Here is an 18,384-nt window from a genome sequence, read left to right as displayed (position 1 = left end):
TGCCGTGCGGCCGGGGTCAGGTGGCGAAGACTCCCTCCAGCTGCCCGGTGTGGTCCTTCAGCACCCTGGCCGGTTCGGTGCCGAGGACGCGGTCCAGGACGGTCGCGTAGACGTCGCGGAAGTCGGTGGTCTGCCGCAGGTCGCCGTCGTCGAGGTCGGTCAGGCTCGGCTGGGCGCCGTAGAAGCCGCCCCGGACGCCCGCGCCCAGCAGGAAGACCGGGCCCGCGGTGCCGTGGTCGGTGCCGTCGCTCGCGTTGGCGCGCACCCGCCGGCCGAACTCGGAGTAGACCAGCACGGCCGCGCGCTTGCCGACCCTGCGGACGAACGGCGTGAGCGCCGCGTCCAGCTCGGTGAGCAGGCGTTGCTGAGTGGCGCGTTCGTCGGAGTGGGTGTCGAAGCCGCCGAGCGACGCCGAGTAGACGCGGCACGGCGCTCCCGCCTCGATCAGGCGGGCCACCACGTCGAGCTGGGCTCCCAGCGCACCGCCGCCGCCCGCCGAGGCGCCCTTGTCGCGTTGCTCGTCCGGGTCGTCGTCCGGGAGCTTGCCGCCCTCGGGTGAGCCGGTGAGGGTGGTGGCGGTGCGGCGCAGGTCGGCGATGGACTTGGACACCCGCGCCTGCCACGGGTCCTCACCGTTGGACGGCTGGCCCAGCGCCGAGAAGGCGTCGCCCAGCGGACCGGACGGCAGCTTGAGGCCGTTCAGCGGGAACGAGGCCGCGGCCGTGCGTTCGCCGGCGAGCAACGGCGGCAGCAGGGGTTCGACGGACAACGCGCGCAACGGGTCGTCGCCCGCCGTCTCGTCGAGCCAGCGGCCCAGCCAGCCGGACGGCACGGAGGTGCGCGGCGAGGCCGTCTGCCAGATGGCCATGGAGCGGAAGTGGCTGTGGTCGGGCTGGGCGTAGCCGACGCCGCGCACGACGGCGAGCCCCTTCTCGTCCCAGAGGGTCTTGAGGCCCTTGAGGCCGGGGTTGAGGCCCAGGCCCTCGCCGAGGCCGAGCACCTCGCCCGGTTCGTAGGCGAGGTCGGGGCGCGCGTCCTGGTAGGCGCGGTCCTCGGCGGGCACGACGGTGTTGAGGCCGTCGTTGCCGCCGTAGAGCGTCACGACGACCAGCACGCCCTGGCTCGGGTCGAGCGGGTCGTCCGCGGCCGCCTTCATCAGGTCGTCCCAGTTCACCTGAGTGGCGCCGATCGCGAGGGCGCCGGCGGCGGTGACACCGGACAGGGTGAGGAAACGGCGTCGGGTCAGCTTGTCCACGAGTTCACCTGCTCACTACGTATTCGGGGGAGTTCGCCGCCACGACGACGAGCTGCGCGGGGTCGCCGGAGACCTTGCCGAGCGCGGTTCTGGTGCGGTCGGACCACGAGTCCACGCCGAGCAGGCGCCGCACCCCCTCGATCCGGTCGGCGGTGCCCAGGTCCGGCTTGGCGCGGTCGGCGACGATCTTGGCCAGGTCGAGCCGCGACGGCCAGGTGGCGGTCGTCAGCCACGCGCCACCGGCGGGCCAGCCACCGACGCTCGGCGGGCGGAACGGCGTCTGACCGAGCCCGCGCAACGCCTTCAGCAACGCGTCGGCCTGCTTGCGGGTCAGGTCGCGCGGCCGCACGCCGACCGCGCGCATCAGCCCCACCGCCCACTCGACGGGTTGCTTCACCAGCGTGTTCGCCGCGTCGCGGAACGCCGGTTCGGCGGCCATGGCGCGCAACAGGGACCGCGTGTCGCGGCGGAACGCGGGCACCAGCCGTGCCACGACGTCGGCGGCGGGCGGTTGCGCGGACACCAGCCGGAACCACGCCCTGCCGACCACGAACTCGGGGCTCTCCTCGCGGGACAGCAGCAGTTCCACCAACGACTTCGCGGTGTACGTCGACGCCTGCCCGAAGACGGTCTTCTGGCTGTCGTCGTGGCGTTTCGCGACCAGTTCGGCCTTGCCGTCGTTTGCGCGCACCGTCCACCCGGTCAGCGCTCGCGCGGCCTCGCGGACGTCCTGTTCGCCGTAGTGGCCGACGCCGAGGGTGAACAGCTCCATGAACTCGCGGGCGAGGTTCTCGTTGGGCGCGCCCGCGCGGTTGTCGTTGCCGTCCAGCCACACCAGCATCGCCGGGTCGACCACCAGCGCCTGGGCCAGGTCCGCGAACGGCCCGAGGCCGAGCCCGCGGAACGTCTCGTTCTGCGCCAGCATCGACCGCGGCGAGCGCACCTTCTGCTCGCTCGTCGCGAAGTGCCCGTGCCAGAACCACGTCATCCGCTCGACGGCGGGTCTGCCCGTCGTGACCATGCGGTCGAGCCACCACGTCGCCAGCGCGTGCTCGTCCTCGCCGCGCTGGTGTGCCGCGTCCTGCTTGGCCGCGCGGTCGCCCTTCACCGGGCGGGGCGGGCTGGCGGGCTGCGGCGCGGGCACGTCGCCGGCGGGGTCCTCCGCGAGCAGCGCGTCGAGCGCGGCGTCGAACGTTCTGTCCAGATCTCCTGGCCGCGGGCCCGTGCCCAACCGGTCGTGCAGCCTCCGCACCGCGGCGCGATCGTCCAGTTGCACCATGGCGGACAGTGTTCGTCGGACGCCGTGCCGTGACCAGGGTGCCGGCTGATCCTTCAGAGTCGCTTCAGGCGCCGCGAGACCGCGCGAAACCGGCCGGCGTGCTGCCGTACCAGCGGCGGAAGGCGTGGATGAAGCTCGCGGGCTCGGCGAACCCGAGCTCGGCCGCCGCGCGCTCGACGGACAGCCCGCGGTCCGCGAGCAGCACGGCGGCGCGGGCGGCGCGCACCTCGTCCAGCAGCGCCTGGTAGCCGGTGCCGGACTCGGTGAGCCTGCGGCGCAACGTGCGCGGGCTGAGACCCAGTGCGCGCGCCACGTCCGGCATCGTCTCCTCGAACCGGGCCGAGCCCTCCAGCAGCCGCCGGACCTCGTCCTGGACACCCGGTTTGCGGCGACGGCGGGCGGCCATGTCCGCGCATTGCCGCTCGCACAACGCCGTCGCCTCCGGACTGGCGAGCGGGAGCGCTCTCACCAGCAGTGCCGCGTCCACAACGGACTGATCGCGCCGTGCGGAGAACGTCGGGACGACACCGAAGACCTCTTCGTGGGCCCGGACGTCGGTCGGTGCGGGACGGCTGAGGTCCACCGACACGACGGGCACCTCGCCTCCGACGAGCTCACCGATCACGGTGTGGATGGCGGCCAGGTCGCGTTCGACCAGGAACGGCGCCACGTCGGCGGGCAGCGCGCCGGGGTCGAGCGAGAGGACCAGCCGGTCTCCCGTCAGCGTGGCGGTGGGCGCGGTGAACGCGAAGCTGAGGTCCAGGAAGCGCAACGCCAGGTCGACCGCGTCCTGCACGGTGGCCGCGCTGAGGAACGCGTGGCCCAGCACGCCGAACGTCGTGGCGTGGTAGCGCCGGCCCGCGTCCACGCCCGCGTCCGGCAGGTGGGCGGCCAGGTTGCGCACCACCGCGAGCTCCTGGTGGGCGGTGATCTCCGCCGCCGGGTCGGCGAGCTGCCCGGCGGTGAGATCGCTGCCCGCCAGCAGGTAGTGCCGCGCCAGCCCGCGTTCGACGCCGTAGCGCAGCAGCAGGGCGACGCTCGCGATGCCGCGGGGGAAGTCCCAGTGCCGGGTCGCCGGTTCGGCCAACGTCCTCATGGCCGCGATTGTCAATTCCCCGGCCGCCGTTGTCCTGGTGCGAACGGGTGGTTGTTCCTAGTTTCGACAGCGTGCCTGCTACCCCAGAAGTGGTCGTCATCGGTGCCGGGTTCGGCGGTCTCGGTGTGGCGTTGTCCCTGCGCAGAGCCGGTTTCGACAACTTCACCGTGCTGGAGCGCGCCGAGGACGCCGGCGGGGTCTGGCGGGAGAACACCTATCCCGGCGCGGCGTGCGACGTGCCGTCGTCGCTCTACTCGTTCTCGTTCGCTCCCCACCTCGACCGGCGGCGCCGGTACGCGACGCAACCGGACGTCCTCGCCTACCTCCAGCGCATGGCGGCACCGGTGCGGGACCGGATCAGGTTCGGCGCGGAGGCCGTCTCCGCGTCGTTCGACGGCGGCCGGTGGCGCGTCGCACTGGCCGGCGGCGGTGTCGTGGAAGCGGACGTGCTCGTGTCGGCGGTCGGGCAGCTGAACAGGCCGTCGACTCCCGCCCTGCCCGGCGTGGACCGCTTCCACGGCCCGGTCTTCCACAGCGCGCGGTGGCGGCACGACGTGGACCTCACCGGACGGCGGGTCGCGGTGGTGGGAACGGGTGCCAGCGCGGTGCAGTTCGTCCCGCGCATCCGTTCGCTGGCAGGCCATCTCACCGTGTTCCAGCGGTCGGCACCGCACGTGCTGCCCAAACCCGACGCCGCCAAGCGCACTCCGGCGCATCCGTTGACCGCACGGGCCGCTCGCGCGGGGGTCTGGCTCGCCGGCGAGACGTTGACCGGCCTGCTCAACTCGGGGCGGTTCTCGCGGAGCCTCGTCGCCGGGCTCGCCGCCGCGCACCGCCACGTCCGGGTGCGCGACCCCCGGTTGCGCGCGCTGCTGCGGCCGCGCGAGCAGGCGGGCTGCAAGCGGGTGCTGTTCAGCAACGACTGGTACCCGGCGCTGACCTCGCCGGACGTCGACGTCGTCACCGAGCCGATCACCGAGGTCACCGCCGGCGGTGTGCGCACCCGTGACGGCCGGGAGCACCCGGCGGACGTGCTGATCTGGGGCACCGGGTTCGAGGTGGCGGACTTCCGGTTGCCGCTGAAGGTCTTCGGCGCGCACGGCCGCGAGCTCGCCGACGTCTGGGCGGGCAGGCCGCGGGCGCACCTCGGCATGTCCGTGCCCGGTTTCCCGAACTTCTTCCTCGTCTACGGCCCGAACACCAACCTCGGGGGCAACTCGGTGATCACGATGATCGAGGCGCAGTGCCGCTACGTCGTCGCGGCGGTGCGCCACCTCGCCGGCACGGGCGGCGGCCTGGAGGTGCGGCCGGAGGTGGCCGCCGCGTTCGACGCGGAGATGCGGGCCCGGCTCGCGCACGGCGTGTGGAGCGGCTGCGGCTCCTGGTACCGCGCGGACGACGGCTCGGTCACCACCAACTGGCCGGGGAGCACCAGGGAGTACCTGCGCCGGACCGCGCGGCTGCGGCCCGGCGACCACGTGCCGGTCCCGGCTCTGGCGGAGGGGTGAGACCGTGGACTACGACGTGCTCGTCATCGGCTCGGGGTTCGGCGGCGCGGTCACCGCGTTGCGGCTGACCGAGAAGGGCTACCGCGTGGGCGTGCTGGAGGCCGGCCGCCGGTTCGCCGACCACGAGCTCCCCCGCACGTCCTGGCAGCTGCGCGACTACCTGTTCGCGCCGGGCATCGGGTGCACCGGCATCCAGCGGATGACGCTGCTGCGCGACGTGCTCGTGCTCAGCGGGGCCGGTGTCGGCGGCGGTTCGCTGGTGTACGCCAACACCCTGTACGAACCGCCGGACTCGTTCTTCCGGGACCCGCGCTGGGCGCACGTCACCGACTGGCGGTCCGAGCTCGCGCCGCACTACGACCAGGCGAGCCGGATGCTCGGCGTCGTCGAGAACCCGGTGCGCACCGAGGCCGACCGGCTGCTCCGGCAGGTCGCGGCCGAGCTGGGCGTCGAGGAGACGTTCCGGCCCACCCGCGTGGGTGTCCACTTCGGACCGGACGGCGAGGACCCGTTCTTCGGCGGGGCCGGCCCGCGGCGCACCGGCTGCATCGCCTGCGGTGCCTGCATGACCGGGTGCCGCACCAACGCGAAGAACACGCTGCCGAAGAACTACCTGCACCTCGCCGAGCAGGCGGGCGCCCAGGTGTGGCCGTTGACGACGGTGACCGACGTGCGGCCGGGACGTGCCGGCGGGTACGCCGTGCGCACCCGCCGCACCGGTGGCCGGGCGGAACGCGTGTTCACCAGCAGCCAGGTCGTGTTCGCGGCAGCGTCCCTCGGCACGCAGAAGCTCCTGCACGGCATTCGCGACCGGGGCGGGCTACCGGGTTTGTCGCCCCGTCTCGGGGCCTTGTGCCGCACCAACTCCGAGGCGGTCGTCGCGGTGCGCACCACCGGCGGGCCGACCGACCACTCGCGGGGCATCGCGATCACGTCGTCGATCCACCCGGACGCCGACACGCACGTCGAGGTCGTGCGGTACGGCCGCGGCAGCAACCTGCTGGGCCTGCTGATGACCACGCTGGTCGACGGCGGCCCGTCCCGCCTGCGCCGCGGCCTGGCCCAGCTCCGCGCCGAGGTCCGCACGGCCCTGCGCACGCACACACCGCGCAGGTGGTCGGAGGAGACGATCGCGTTGCTGGTCATGCAAAGCCTGGACAACTCGCTCACCACCCGCCTGCGCGGCGGCCGCCTCACCACCGCCCAGGGCGAGGGCGCGCCCAACCCGTCGTGGATCCCGGCGGGCCACGAGGTGGCGAGACGGCTCGCGGCCCGCGCGGGCGGCGTGGCCAGGGGCGCGTGGACCGACCTGGCGAACGTCCCGCTGACCGGTCACCTCATCGGCGGCTGCGTGATCGGCGACTCCCCCGCCACCGGCGTGGTCGACCCGTACCACCGCGTGCACGGCCACCCGGGACTGCACGTCGTGGACGGGTCCACGATCCCGGCGAACCTCGGGGTCAACCCGGCACTGACGATCACGGCCCTCGCCGAGCGCGCGATGTCGTTGTGGCCGTGCAAGGGAGATCCGGACCCGCGCCCGCCACTCGGCGAGCCCTACCGGAGGATCCGCGCGGTCGCCCCGCTCCGCCCCGCCGTGCCGGTGGGCGCACCGGCCGCGTTGCGCGAGGGAGCCCCGGATGCCTGACTTCCCTGCTGCACCGTGGACCCTGTGCGGCCGGGGTTGGCTCACGGTGTGGACGGCGCCACGCTCGGCGGTACCCCTGCTGCCCGCGGGCGTGGCGCCGCTCAGCCTGTTCGGCCGGGTGGTCGTGGTGTCCGCGTTCGTCGACTACTCGCCCGAGGGGCTGCTCTCGTACCGCGAGCTGATGGCGGCGGTCGCGGTCCGCCGGGGAGTCCGGTTCGGACTGTCCATCACGGACATCTGGGTGGACGACGAGACGTCAAGGGCGGGAGCGCGGGCCATGTGGGGCATCCCCAAGGAGATGGCGGAGTTCACGCTGGCCGGCGGGCCTCGCTTCACCGCGTTGGCGCACGGGATCGCGGAAGCCTCCGGAACCGCCGGGGACCACTCGCCGTCCGGCCTGCCGGTGCGGGTCGGCACCTCGGTCTGGCAGACCCGCGACGGCGAGGGCGTGCGCACCGCCCTGCGCACCGCGGCCCGCGTCCGACCCACCCGGCTGCGCTGGCGGTTCTTCCCCGACGGCGCGCTCACCTGGCTCACGAACGCCCGGCCGCGCCTGCACCTCGCGGTCACCGGACTGCGCATGCGGTTCGGGCAGCCCTGACGTCGCGGCGCCCCTGAGCGCCGCGAGTTCCACCCATCTCTCCCGAGGAGCCCTGCATGCGATTACTCGCGCTGACCCTTGCCCTGGTGGCCACCACCCTGGCCGCCCCGAGCGCGTCCGCGGCGGCACCGGACTACGGCCGACCCGGCACGTACCCGGTGGCGTACAGCGATGTCACCGCCGTCGCGGGCGGCCGGTCGGTGGCCGCGCGCGTCCACTACCCCGCCACCACCGCGGGCACGAACCAGCCGGTGGCGGCGGGCCGGTTCCCCGCGATCGCCTTCGGGCACGGCTTCTTCCAGGCCACGTCGAAGTACACGAGCACCAGCAACCACCTGGCGTCGTGGGGTTTCGTCGTCGTGGTGCCGACCACGCAGGGCGGCCTCAGCCCCGACCACGGCACGTTCGCCGACGACCTCAACACCGGCCTGACCTGGCTGGTCGCCCAGGACACCACCACGGGCTCGCGGTTCCACGACCACATCACCACGACGGCGCTCGGCGTGGCGGGCCACTCGATGGGCGGCGGCGCGGCGGTGCTCGCGGCCGCGCGCAACCCGAGGATCACGGCCGTCTCCACCTACGCCGCCGCCGAGACCACCCCGTCGGCGAAGGCGGCGGCCGCGACCCTCGCCGCGCCCGCGCAGTTCCTCGCCGGCTCCCAGGACACCATCACGCCGGTCGCCGACCACCAGCGGCCGATGTTCGCCGCGAAACCGCCGTCACGGCAGCTGCGCACCATCACCGGCGGGTTCCACTGCGGCTTCATGGACTCCTCAGGCCTGTTCTGCGACAACGGTTCCGTCACCAGGGCCGCCCAGCTCGTCGCGGCCAAGCGGGTCATGACGTCGTGGTTCCGCCACTACCTCAGCGGCGACGCGGCCGCGCGCGACCTCGTCTGGGGTCAGCCCGCCCGCACGGACGCCGCCGTCGTGTTCGAGGGCACCGAGTAGCCGTGCGCGGGTGCGGAAGCGCAGCGGCGACTCACCGACCTCGCGCTTGAACGCCGTGCAGAACGCGCTCTCCGACCCGAACCCGAGTGACGCGGCCAGCTCGCCGACGCGGGCGTCGGTGTCGCGGAGCGCGCGTTCGGCCAGCAACATCCGCCAGCGGCACAGGTAGGTCAGCGGCGGTACCCCTGCCACCGCGCGGAACCGGGTCGCGAACGTGGTCCGGGACATGGCCGCCGCCCCGGCCAGCTCGCCGAGCTGCCACGGGTGACCGGGCCGGGTGTGGATCAGCGTCACGGCGGGCAGCAGCCGGGCGTCGGTGAGCAGGCGGAGCAGGCCCACCGGCAGGTCCACACGGCCGAGGTGTGCGCGCAGCACGTCCAGCACCAGCAGCTGGGCGTGCTGCCGCACCGCGAAGGCGCCACCGATCCGGTCCGAGGTGAACTCCTCGGCCAGCTGCTCGATCCGCGACGGCAACGACGACCCGCGCACCACGCTGACGTCCGGAAGCGCGTGCAGCAGGACGTGGCCGAGCGCGTTGACGTGGAGGTGCCCGCCGATCACCGCGTCGGCGTCGTGCGGCGAGAACTCCCCTGGCCTGGTCACGTCGATCTCGCGCGGCACCTCGTGCGGCGACCCGCCACGGCCGCGCAGCCAGGTCTGCCGGTTGAGCACGACCACGTCACCCGCCCCGGCCTCGACCGGCTCCGGCGTGCCGTTCGTCTCGAACGTCGCCCGCCCGCGCGCCACGACCACGAACTCCAGCGGCCTGGTCAGCTCACCCCGCGCGACCCACGGCCCGCTCGCGGTGAACCCGCCGGTCATCACGCCCCGGACGTCGATGAGCTCCAGGACCTCGGACAACGCGTCACTCCGCACCCTCGAACTATCGCTCAAGAATTGCGGACTTTCAATTATTCAGAGTTCGGAGCAGGCGCCCTAGCGTCAGGGGCATGTTCGAAATGCAACGCCCCCTGGGCACCGGGTTCACCGCCGCGTCGACCACCGCCGACGTGCTCGAGGGCATCGACCTGACCGGCAAGCACGCGATCGTCACCGGCGGCCACGCGGGCCTGGGCCTGGAGACCACCCGAGCGCTCAGCACCGCGGGCGCGACCGTCACGATCGGCGCGCGCGACCCGGAACGCGCGGCCGCCGCCGTCGCCGGCCTGGACCGCGTCGAGATCGGCAGGCTCGACCTGCTCGACCCCGCCTCCGTCGACGCCTTCGCCGAACGCTTCCTCACGACGGGAAGGCCGCTCGACATCCTCGTCAACAACGCGGGCATCGGCTCCGACAAGCTCGAACTCGACGCGCGCGGGTACGAGAAGGTCTTCGCCACCAACCACCTCGGCCACTTCCAGCTGACCCTGGCGCTGCTGCCCGCGCTGCCCGGCGCCCGCGTCGTGACGCTGACCTCCGGCGGCCACCGGCTCTCGGACATCCGCTGGGACGACCTGCACTTCGCCACCGGTTTCGACGCCGGCGCCTCCTACGGCCAGGCCAAGACCGCGAACATCCTGTTCACCGTCGAGCTCGAACGCCGTTGTGCGGCAACAGGTCTGCACGCCTACGCGGTGCACCCCGGCATCGCGGTGGCGACCACGCTCGCCCGCGGCGCCGACGGCATGTTCCCGCCGGAGGCGTTGAAGGCCATGGGCCTGATCGACGACGAGGGTGAGCCGATCATCGACCCGGACACCGAACGCAAGACACCGGAGCAGGCGGCGAGCACCGTGGTGTTCGCCGCCACCAGCCCCCTGCTCGACGGCATCGGCGGGGTCTACCTGAAGAACAACGACATCTCGCCGGTGGACGCCACCCCGTTCGACGGCGCGATCGGGACGGCGCCGCTCACCGACGTCGCCCCGCACGCCCTCGACCCGGACTCCGCCCGCCGGCTGTGGGAGCTGAGCGAACGGCTCATCGGCGCCTAGGCCTCGAACCGCCACTGCTGCTGGGGCTGCACACCGCCGCCGCAGTCCCACAGCTGCAACCGGGTGCCGTTGGCCGTGCCGCGTTCGACGGCGTCGAGGCACCGGCCCGACTGCGGGTTGCGCAGGTTGCCGTTGGCGTCCCGGACCCAGCGCTGCGCCCCGTTGCCGAGGCACGACCAGAGCCAGACCTGCGTGCCGTTGGCCGTGCCGCTGCCGCGCACGTCGAGGCACTTGCCGGACACCGGGTTCACCAGCGACTCCCCGCGCCACTCCCACCGCTGGTTCGTGCCGCCGTGGCAGTCCCAGAGGATCGTGGCGGTGCCGTCGGCGGTGCCCCAGCCGTCGAGGTCGACGCACCGGTTGCTGCCGGCGCCGACGATCTTCTGGGCGCCACCCCCACCGCCGTCGGTCGTGAAGCCGAACCGGTTGACCGCGAGGCCCGCGCCGCCGACCCACGGCTCGAAGCCCGCCTGCACGCTCGTCATGTACCAGGCGGGGTTGATCTGGCCGCGGTTCACGGCGTCCTGGGTGAACGCCTTGACGCTGAAGTCGGACATGAGGTTCGTCGGTTGCTGGCGGACGTAGGAGATGACGTTCCAGCCGATGTTGCCGATCCACACGTCCCAGGTGCCGCCTTCCAGGTTCACGGTCGCCTGCCTGCTGCCGATGGGTTGCGGGCGGCCGCGGTGGTTGGCCCAGATCATCAGCTCGGCGCCGTAGTTCTGGCCGGACGGGTTGGGGTTCGCGTCGAACCAGATGTCGAACGAGGCGTTCCACTCCCCCGCGTCCGGCGTGCTGATGTCGTAGGTCGCGCGCGGGTCGCGGAAGTCGCTCACCCGCAACGGAAGCCCGCTGCCGGTCGTGCAGCTGCCGTAGTGGCATCCTTTGTAGACGGACGGGTAGCCGGCGGGAACACCGTTGGTGGCGTTGTCGTGGTCCGAGCGCGTGATGCGGAACCCGGTGCCGTCCGCGCTGATGCACTGGGTCGTCGAGGCGCCCCAGCGGTTGTTCTGCGCGATGATCCGGCCACCGTCGAGACTGGCCGAGCCGTACTGGTCGCAGATCTCGACGGCCGCCTGGGCCGGTGGTGCCACGCCGGTGAGGGCCAGCGCGAGGGTGGCCAGCAGGGTCCACGTTCGCATCGGTCTTCCTTCCACGCCATCGGGGATCTGGGAGCGCTCCCAGGCTCTTCACGGTGAGGCGCAAGACCTGAGATGGCAAGGAAAGTCTCCGAAAGGTGTGTCGAATCCGTCGAACAGCGGCACTTCCGGGACGAAAGTCGCGATGTTTCGCTGTTACCGCGCCGAATTCGTTGACACGCCAGGAAGAACGCCGGGATTCTCCGACCGGGCGAACTCGGGAGGTTCAACGGTGAAACGCCGAAGTTCAGCACTCTTCCTCGCACTCCTCGTGATGATCGCGTCGGTGTCCACCGCGCAGGCGGCGGCAGGTCCTCCGGTGAGCCAGGACGCCGCGATGTACCCGAGAGCGGTCCGGCTGGCGCACAACGGTTCCGCCAACGGACGCGTGCTGCTCACGACCACGGGTTTCCCCGGCGGCGGGCCCGTGGGCGCGATCAGCGAGAGCACCGACGGCGGCGCGACCTACCGCCGCGTCGGCACCGTAGCCGATCCCGAGGCGCGGTCAGGACTGTGCTGCACCACGCTCTTCGAACTGCCGCGGCAGGTCGGCTCGCTCGCACCGGGCACGTTGCTGTGGGCGGGCTCCGCCGGTCAGGACGCTCCCGACCGGCGGATGTCCCTGCGCGTGTGGCGCAGCAACGACGTCGGCCGCACCTGGAGCCTCCTGGCCACGGCGGTGCGGGCGGCCGGCACCGGTGGTCTGTGGGAACCCGAGTTCTCCGTGGACGCCTCCGGACGGCTCGTGCTGCACTTCGCCGACGAGGGCCAGCCCGGCCGCAGCCAGGTCCTCGCCAGGGCGGTCAGCACCGACGGCGTGCAGTGGACCCAGCGCACGACCACGGTGGCGGGCACCGCCTCGGGGCACCGGCCCGGTATGGCCTCGGTCCGGCGGCTGCCCAGCGGCACGTACCTGATGGCGTACGAGGTGTGCGGCTTCGGCGGCCAGTTCGACTGCGCCGTCCGGTACCGCACCTCCCCGAACGGCTGGGACTGGGGCGATCCGGCCGACCTCGGCCCGCTCGCCCGCACGCAGGACGGCCGCTACCTGGTGGCCACGCCGACGCTGGCGGTCACGTCGTCCGGCCGCGTGCTGCTGGTCGGGCAACGCGTCCTCAACGCCAACGGCTCCACGGCGGCGCTCAACGGCCTGGCGATGTTCGCCGCCGGCCAGGCCTTGGACTCGTGGACCGCGCTCCCGGTCCCGGTCGCGGTGCCCGGCGCACGTCCGGGCGTCTGCCCCAACTACAGCCCCACCCTCGTGCCGCTGGACGACGACCGCGTGGCGCAGGTGACCACCGACGCCGGAGCTGACGGCGTGTGCCGCGCCTACGCGGGTGCGGCGGCGTTACCTCCCACCACCGAACGGACCGGGGCGTTGCGCGCGGTCGGCGGGACCTGTGTGGACGCCGCCGCGGGAGGTGGCCGCAACGGCGACGCCGTGCAGCTGTGGACCTGCAACACCGCGCCCGTGCAGCGCTGGACGTGGCGGCCGGACGGGTCGCTGACGGTCAACGGCCGCTGCCTGGACGTCCCCGGCGGCGCGACCGCGGCCGGGACACCGTTGCAGATCTGGGACTGCAACGGCCTGTCGCCCCAGCAGTGGCTGCACCGCCCGGACGGCACGCTGATCAACCCGTTGTCCGGCCGGTGCCTCGACTCCCCGGACGGCGCGACGGCCAACGGCACCCGGCTGCGCCTGTGGGACTGCAACGGCTCGCCGGCCCAGCGGGTCGAGCACCTGACCGCCGCCACCACGGCGGCGGCACGTCCCGCGGTGGCGTTGCGGTACCTGATGATCATCAAACCCTCCTCGACCGCACCGGGCTGGGGCGGGCAGCTGTCCGCCGCCCAGGTCGACGCGGCCCGCAACGCGTTCCTGACCACGTGGCCGCGCATGGTGCGGGACCTCACCGGTGGCAGCGTGTTCCTGCAGACGTCCGTCCAGGTCTCCCCCGACCCGCTGACGAGCTCGAGCGCCGAGGGCATCATCCGGCCGGAGGACGTCGGCGGCGACACCGCGCGCTGGGTGCACCCCGGCGAGTGGGACGGCGTGCTGATGTACGGGCCGTTCCGCAACCACTCCTACTGGACGCTCGGCGGCACCGGCCCGCACAACACCGGCTGGAGCAGCGTGAACGCCCGCGACGACCTCGGCTACCACCAGGACGCGCTGGCCGGGTGGACGCACGAGGCGTTGCACGCGCTGGCCCAGTTCTACTTCCGCCAGCTCGGCACGGGCCGCGCCCCGCAGTGCGCCGACGACCCCGGCCGCACCGACGGCGTGCACTGCGCCGCCGCGTACGGGTACGACCAGAACTCGGGCAACCTGCCGTACTGGCTCGGCTGGTACCGCGACTACCTCACCGGCCGGATCGCGAACGGCGCCATCGGTCTCGGCGATCCCACCTGGTCCAGGGGCAACCGGCGCGAGAACGTCCTGCGCCTCCCGGCCGGAGCCACGATCCCCCGCGCTCTGGGCGGCGTGCGCAACGCACTCGGACGCTGTCTCGACGTCGCCGCGGGCGGGCAGCTCAACGCGACGGCAGTGCAGCTGTGGGACTGCAACACCGCGCCGGTGCAGCAGTGGGCGGTGGAGACCGACGGCACGGTCCGCGCGATGGGCCGCTGCCTCGACGTCCCCGGTGGGCAGACCGGCAACGGAACACCGCTCTGGGTCTACGACTGCAACGGATCGGTGTTCCAGCAGTGGGTGCCGCGCGCGGACGGTTCGTTGCTCAACCCCAACTCGGGGCGGTGCCTCGACGTGCCGGGCGGGCAGGGCGGGAACGGCACCCGGTTGCAGATCCACGACTGCAACGGGGCGCCGAACCAGCGGTGGACGACCGGGCTCTAGGGAGCCCAGGGCGCGTCGACGGACCAGGCGATGTCCGGGACGAGGCTCGCGGCCCTGTCCTGGGGGCCGGAGCCTCCGGGGGTCGCGAGCCAGAGCTCGCTGTTGATGTGGCGCAGGTACGACCCCGGGAAGTTCCACGCGCTCAGCCGCACCCCGGTCGGTGCGGAACGGGCGCACCACGTGGCGTCGGCACGCATCAGGGCCGTGCCGTCGTTGGCGCTGATCTTCACGCGGCCGGCCTGGTGCCGCAGGTAGTGGCCGGGGAAGTTGCGCGACTCCAGGCTGTAGCACCCGCCGGCGAGGCCGGGGACGATCCGCCAGGTGGCGTCGGCCTTGAGCAGCGCGGAACTGCCGGCGTCGACGTGTTCGGTGTACCCCAGCGCGTTCTGGTGCCGGGCGTAGCGGTCGGTGAAGCCGGGGGTGGTGACGCGCAACGACTTCAGACCGGTGGGCACGGTCACCGCAGCGCCGTCGTCCCCCGCCGCACCGGGTACGGCGGCGAGCGCGGACGCCCAGCGGGCGGCCATCTTGTCGTAGCCACCGCGGGAAGGATGCACGCCGTCGGCCAGGTCGGCCGTGCCCAGGGCGGCGTGCATGTCGACGAAGTGGACGCGGGAACCCTTGCCCCGCACCATGTCCGGGATGGTGGCGTTGTAGGCGTCGGCCCTGGCCTCCAGCACCGGGTCGGACAACGGGATCACGGACGCGACGAACACGTCCGCGTTCGGTGCGGCCGCACGGATGCGGTCGACCAGCGCGCTCAGGCGTCCCGGAGCGCCGGGCAGGTCGTGGTTCTGCACGATGTCGTTGGTGCCGATGTGCAGCAGGACCGTGCGCGGTGCGGTGTCGCGCACGACGCCGGTGGCGATCGCGTCGATCTGGTCGATGCGCCAGCCGGAGTGGCCCTCGTGGTCGTGGTCGGGCAGGTCGGCCGGGCCGTTGAACCCGGTGCCGACGAAGTCCACCAGGTGACCGGCACCGGCCAGTGACCGCCACAGGTTGATGCGATAGCCGCCGGGAACGTTGAAGCCGTCGGTGATCGAGTCACCGAGCGGCAGGACCCGCGTGCCGCCGTTGCCCTCCGCCGAGGCCGGCGCCACTCCCAGGCAGAGGAGGAACAAGGTCGTCAGGATCGCCGTGCATCGTCGCCACATGCCGAACTCCCCGAAGTAGGAAGGCCGGGGCGTCGCCGCCCCGGCCTCGTGCGGATCTACGGCGCCCAGGGCGCGGCCATCGTCCAGGTGCTGTCCGCCGTCAGCGTCTGCGGCCGGTCGAAGCCCGCTTCGGCGTTGCCGGACGCGACGAACACCTGAGACTCGAAGTGCCGCAGGTACGAGCCCGGTTTGTTGATCGACTCCAGCGTCACGCCCGTGCCGCTCAAGCCTGGCCGGGCGCAGAACGTGGCGTCCTCGCGGAACAACGCCGAGCCGTCGTTCGGCGAGTTCCGCACCCGGCTCGCGGCGTGCCGCAGGAACTGGCCGGGGAAGTTCACCGACTCGAACGAGTAGCAGGACGAGTCGGCGAGCCCGCGGCGGACGGTGTAGGTGGCGTCGGCCTTGAGCGTCGCGCTGCTGCCGCCGTTCACGATCTCCGTGTACGCCAGGCTGTCGGCGTGCCGGAGGTAGCGGTCGGTGTGGCCCCACGTCGCCACCCGCAACGACTGCCGCACGTCCGTCGCCAGCCGCACGGAGCTCCGCCACAGCGCAGGATCCGCGGTCGCCCAGGTGGAGTCGGCGGCGAACCCGGTCGCGCTGTCCCAAGGGTTCGGGCCGCCGCTGCGGGCCAGGTAGACGTTGTCCGCGTAGTGCCGCAGGAACGAACCCGGGATGTTCAACGACTCGAACGACGTGCCACCCGCAACAGGCCGGGCACACCACGTGGCGTCGGCGTTGAACGAACCTCCGGTCGACGCCTCGACGCGCGCGGTGTTGTTGGCGTGCCTCAGGAAACGACCGGGGAAGTTCACCGACTCGAAGGAGTGGCAACGTGGGTCGGCGAGACCGGCCACCGTGCGGAACGACGCGTCCTGGCGCGCGCTGTCCGCACTCGCGCCGTTGATGACGTCCGTGCGTGCCACCGAGTTCGAGTGCCGCAGGTAGCGGTCGGTGAACCCCGGTGTGGTGACCCGGAACGACCGGACGTGCCCGAGTGTGAACACGGCCGGCGAGTTGAGGTTCCGCGAGGACGCGATCAGATCGGCGTGCGCGGCCCTCAACTGGTTGGTGTCGACCTTCTGCACCCGCCGGTCGTAGGTGTACAGGCCGTTGTACTCGCCCTCGACGTCGGTGATCTCCGTGTACACGTACGCGGAGAGCCCCTTGGTGGTCATGAGCTGCTTCACGTCGCGGACCATGCCGGTGTAGCGGTCGTTGAGCTGGCCCGCGCTGAACACCTGCTCGTAGGCGAAGAAGTCGTTCTTCGGGCTGTACTCGTGGCCGGGCGTGCGCAGCCCGATGCCTCCGAACTCGCCCAGCACCGACACGCGGGTCGCGGACGGCCGTGGCGCGTCCGGTCCGGTGTAGACGTGCCAGTCGATGATGTCCCCGTTGCCGGGATCTCCCTTGGAGACGCAGCAGTTGTAGCCGCTGTGGGCGTTCATCAGCCGGGTCGGGTCGTAGTTCTCGAGGTCGGTGCTCACCCGCCGGGTGTCGGCGAGGTTCCACTCGCCCCAGCCCTCGTTGAACGGCACGTAGGCGACGACGGCCGGTGAGAACCGGTGCTCGTCGACGATCTCGCGCGCCTCGGTCTCGAACTGCGCGATCTGCGCGGCCGTGCGGCTCTGGTCGAACGCCGGTGTGGACGGAACGTCCTGCCACACCAGCAGTCCGAGGCGGTCGGCGTGGTAGTACCAGCGCGCCGGTTCGACCTTGATGTGCTTGCGGACCATGTTGAAGCCGAGGTCCTTGTGCTTCTGCAGGTCCGACGCCAGCGCCGCGTCGGTCGGCGCCGTGTACAGGCCGTCGGGCCAGAAACCCTGGTCCAGCGTGCCGATCTGGAACACGAACTCGCCGTTGAGCGTCGGCCGCAGCACGCCGTTGACGAGCTTCGTGCCGACCTCGCGCATGCCGAAGTAGTTCACGACCTGGTCGACGGTCGCCCCGGAGGAGTTCCGCAGCGAGACCCGCAGGTTGTAGAGGTACGGGTCGTCCGGCGACCAGCGGCGGGCGTTCGGCACGGGCACCGAGAACTCGGTGAACCCGCCGGTGGCGCTGCCCACGACGGTGGTCCCGGCCATCGCCTCGGCCAGCACCGTGTGCCCGGAAGCGTTGCCACGGGTGAAGACCCGGACTCTCGCGGTGTTGGTGGCGAGGTTCGGGTAGACGTCGACGGAGAACACCGACGTGGGCGCCGTGGGTTCGAGCCACACGGTCTGCCAGATCCCCGAAGACGGCGTGTAGAAGATCCGGCTGGTGTCGTTGACCTGCTTGCCGACCGGCTGCTTCTCGCCGCGGCCGTCGGTCGGGTCGTACACCCGCACGACGATCTCGTTGGTGCCGCCGTTCAGCTGGGGCGTGACGTCGACCTCGAACCGGTCGTAGCCGCCCTTGTGCGTGGTGACCTGGGTGCCGTTGACCCAGACCGTCGCCTCGTAGTCGACCGCGCCGAAGTGCAGCTGCACCCGTCTGCCGTTCCAGTTGGACGGCACGGTGAACGTGCGGCGGTAGAACATCAGGTCGCGGTTGTCGTTGCGCATGATGCCGGACAACGCGGACTCGATCGGGTACGGCACCAGCACGCGTTCCGGCAGCGTCTGCCCGAGCGGCGGCGCGGCGTACCGGTTGACGTTGCCCGCGCCGTCCGTGGCGGGGTTCAGGAACTCCCACTCCCCGTTCAGCGACTGCCACTCCGGGCGGGTCATCTGCGGGCGCGGGTACTCCGGCAGCGGGTTGGTGGTCGACACCTGGCTCGTCCACGGGGTGGACAGCGGCGGGGTCTTGGGCACGACGGCAGCGGACGCGCTGGAGCCGGTGGCGACGATGCCACCGGCGAAGACCAACACGGCAGCCGCCCACGAGAGGGCGGGGCGCATCGAACTCCTTCAGGCAGGGACTGGAGGGGTGACACATCGGACAACTCACCGAAAACTTTGCGTCACAAACCACCAAAGAACAAC

General features: G+C 72.3%; 12 protein-coding genes and 1 pseudogene. 6 read left to right on the top strand and 7 right to left on the bottom strand.

Translation table 11 applies throughout. The features are described from left to right. Positions 1-16: 16 nt before the first annotated feature. The 3 genes from ACQEU1_RS01745 to ACQEU1_RS01735 all read right to left on the bottom strand — a co-directional run bounded on the left by ACQEU1_RS01745 (position 17) and on the right by ACQEU1_RS01735 (position 3,630). Complete coding sequence (locus ACQEU1_RS01745) at positions 17-1,255, bottom strand: DUF1501 domain-containing protein (protein WP_433195443.1); 1,239 nt, start codon at positions 1,253-1,255, stop codon at positions 17-19. A 4-nt stretch (positions 1,256-1,259) separates the two neighbouring features. Continuing rightward, complete coding sequence (locus ACQEU1_RS01740; protein WP_433195441.1) at positions 1,260-2,534, bottom strand: DUF1800 domain-containing protein; 1,275 nt, start codon at positions 2,532-2,534, stop codon at positions 1,260-1,262. Between the two features lie 64 nt (positions 2,535-2,598). Then, a complete protein-coding gene (locus ACQEU1_RS01735) occupies positions 2,599-3,630 on the bottom strand; it encodes an AraC family transcriptional regulator (RefSeq protein ID WP_433195439.1) in 1,032 nt (343 codons plus the stop codon). Between the two features lie 71 nt (positions 3,631-3,701). On the opposite strand from ACQEU1_RS01735, the gene ACQEU1_RS01730 reads away from it, so the two are divergent. Genes ACQEU1_RS01730 through ACQEU1_RS01715 form a run of 4 tightly spaced genes read left to right on the top strand, consistent with a single transcriptional unit; the run spans position 3,702 to position 8,340 of the window. Beyond that, positions 3,702-5,138: a flavin-containing monooxygenase gene (locus ACQEU1_RS01730; RefSeq protein ID WP_433195437.1), complete on the top strand. Its 1,437-nt coding sequence runs from the start codon at positions 3,702-3,704 to the stop codon at positions 5,136-5,138. Positions 5,139-5,142: 4 nt separating this feature from the next. Further along, positions 5,143-6,786: an FAD-dependent oxidoreductase gene (locus ACQEU1_RS01725; RefSeq protein WP_433195435.1), complete on the top strand. Its 1,644-nt coding sequence runs from the start codon at positions 5,143-5,145 to the stop codon at positions 6,784-6,786. Beyond that, a complete protein-coding gene (locus ACQEU1_RS01720; RefSeq protein ID WP_433195433.1) occupies positions 6,779-7,387 on the top strand; it encodes an acetoacetate decarboxylase family protein in 609 nt (202 codons plus the stop codon). The genes ACQEU1_RS01725 and ACQEU1_RS01720 overlap by 8 nt, the downstream gene beginning before the upstream one ends. Positions 7,388-7,443: 56 nt before the next feature. Next, on the top strand, positions 7,444-8,340 hold the full coding sequence (locus ACQEU1_RS01715; RefSeq protein ID WP_433195431.1) for an alpha/beta hydrolase family protein: 897 nt from the start codon (positions 7,444-7,446) through the stop codon (positions 8,338-8,340). Positions 8,341-8,358: 18 nt separating this feature from the next. Here ACQEU1_RS01715 and ACQEU1_RS01710 read toward each other — a convergent pair. Further along, positions 8,359-9,216 (bottom strand): annotated as a pseudogene (locus ACQEU1_RS01710) (AraC family transcriptional regulator); the annotation flags it as partial. A 74-nt stretch (positions 9,217-9,290) separates the two neighbouring features. Between ACQEU1_RS01710 and ACQEU1_RS01705 the strand changes: the two are divergent. Next, the gene (locus tag ACQEU1_RS01705) at positions 9,291-10,274 is read left to right on the top strand and encodes an SDR family NAD(P)-dependent oxidoreductase (RefSeq protein ID WP_433195429.1); all 984 of its coding nucleotides are present in this window, start codon (positions 9,291-9,293) and stop codon (positions 10,272-10,274) included. On the opposite strand, the gene ACQEU1_RS01700 is transcribed toward ACQEU1_RS01705, so the two are convergent. Beyond that, positions 10,271-11,416 (bottom strand): GH12 family glycosyl hydrolase domain-containing protein, encoded by a 1,146-nt coding sequence (locus tag ACQEU1_RS01700; RefSeq protein ID WP_433195427.1) that lies wholly within the window; start codon positions 11,414-11,416, stop codon positions 10,271-10,273. The two genes, ACQEU1_RS01705 and ACQEU1_RS01700, sit on opposite strands and share 4 nt — an antisense overlap. Positions 11,417-11,645: 229 nt before the next feature. Here ACQEU1_RS01700 and ACQEU1_RS01695 point away from each other — a divergent pair, with 229 nt between their 5' ends. Beyond that, a complete protein-coding gene (locus ACQEU1_RS01695) occupies positions 11,646-14,270 on the top strand; it encodes a ricin-type beta-trefoil lectin domain protein (protein WP_433195425.1) in 2,625 nt (874 codons plus the stop codon). On the opposite strand, the gene ACQEU1_RS01690 is transcribed toward ACQEU1_RS01695, so the two are convergent. Then, positions 14,267-15,424: an AbfB domain-containing protein gene (locus tag ACQEU1_RS01690; RefSeq protein ID WP_433195423.1), complete on the bottom strand. Its 1,158-nt coding sequence runs from the start codon at positions 15,422-15,424 to the stop codon at positions 14,267-14,269. The genes ACQEU1_RS01695 and ACQEU1_RS01690 overlap by 4 nt on opposite strands. Positions 15,425-15,480: 56 nt before the next feature. Then, a complete protein-coding gene (locus tag ACQEU1_RS01685) occupies positions 15,481-18,300 on the bottom strand; it encodes an AbfB domain-containing protein (protein WP_433195421.1) in 2,820 nt (939 codons plus the stop codon). Positions 18,301-18,384: the final 84 nt, after the last annotated feature.

It is taken from the genome of Lentzea sp. CA-135723 (genome assembly GCF_050936595.1).
GTDB lineage: Bacteria > Actinomycetota > Actinomycetes > Mycobacteriales > Pseudonocardiaceae > Lentzea.
Note: the sequence above shows the minus strand (reverse complement) of the source record. Positions and strands in the feature narration are given on the sequence as shown.

Excerpts from the sequence above, each read along its gene's own strand:
- ACQEU1_RS01740 (WP_433195441.1), bottom strand. The coding sequence starts at position 2,534 with ATGGTGCAACTGGACGATCGCGCCGCGGTGCGGAGGCTGCACGACCGG.
- ACQEU1_RS01735 (WP_433195439.1), bottom strand. The coding sequence starts at position 3,630 with ATGAGGACGTTGGCCGAACCGGCGACCCGGCACTGGGACTTCCCCCGC.
- ACQEU1_RS01720 (WP_433195433.1), top strand. The coding sequence starts at position 6,779 with ATGCCTGACTTCCCTGCTGCACCGTGGACCCTGTGCGGCCGGGGTTGG.
- ACQEU1_RS01715 (WP_433195431.1), top strand. The coding sequence starts at position 7,444 with ATGCGATTACTCGCGCTGACCCTTGCCCTGGTGGCCACCACCCTGGCC.
- ACQEU1_RS01705 (WP_433195429.1), top strand. The coding sequence starts at position 9,291 with ATGTTCGAAATGCAACGCCCCCTGGGCACCGGGTTCACCGCCGCGTCG.
- ACQEU1_RS01700 (WP_433195427.1), bottom strand. The coding sequence starts at position 11,416 with ATGCGAACGTGGACCCTGCTGGCCACCCTCGCGCTGGCCCTCACCGGC.
- ACQEU1_RS01690 (WP_433195423.1), bottom strand. The coding sequence starts at position 15,424 with ATGTGGCGACGATGCACGGCGATCCTGACGACCTTGTTCCTCCTCTGC.
- ACQEU1_RS01685 (WP_433195421.1), bottom strand. The coding sequence starts at position 18,300 with ATGCGCCCCGCCCTCTCGTGGGCGGCTGCCGTGTTGGTCTTCGCCGGT.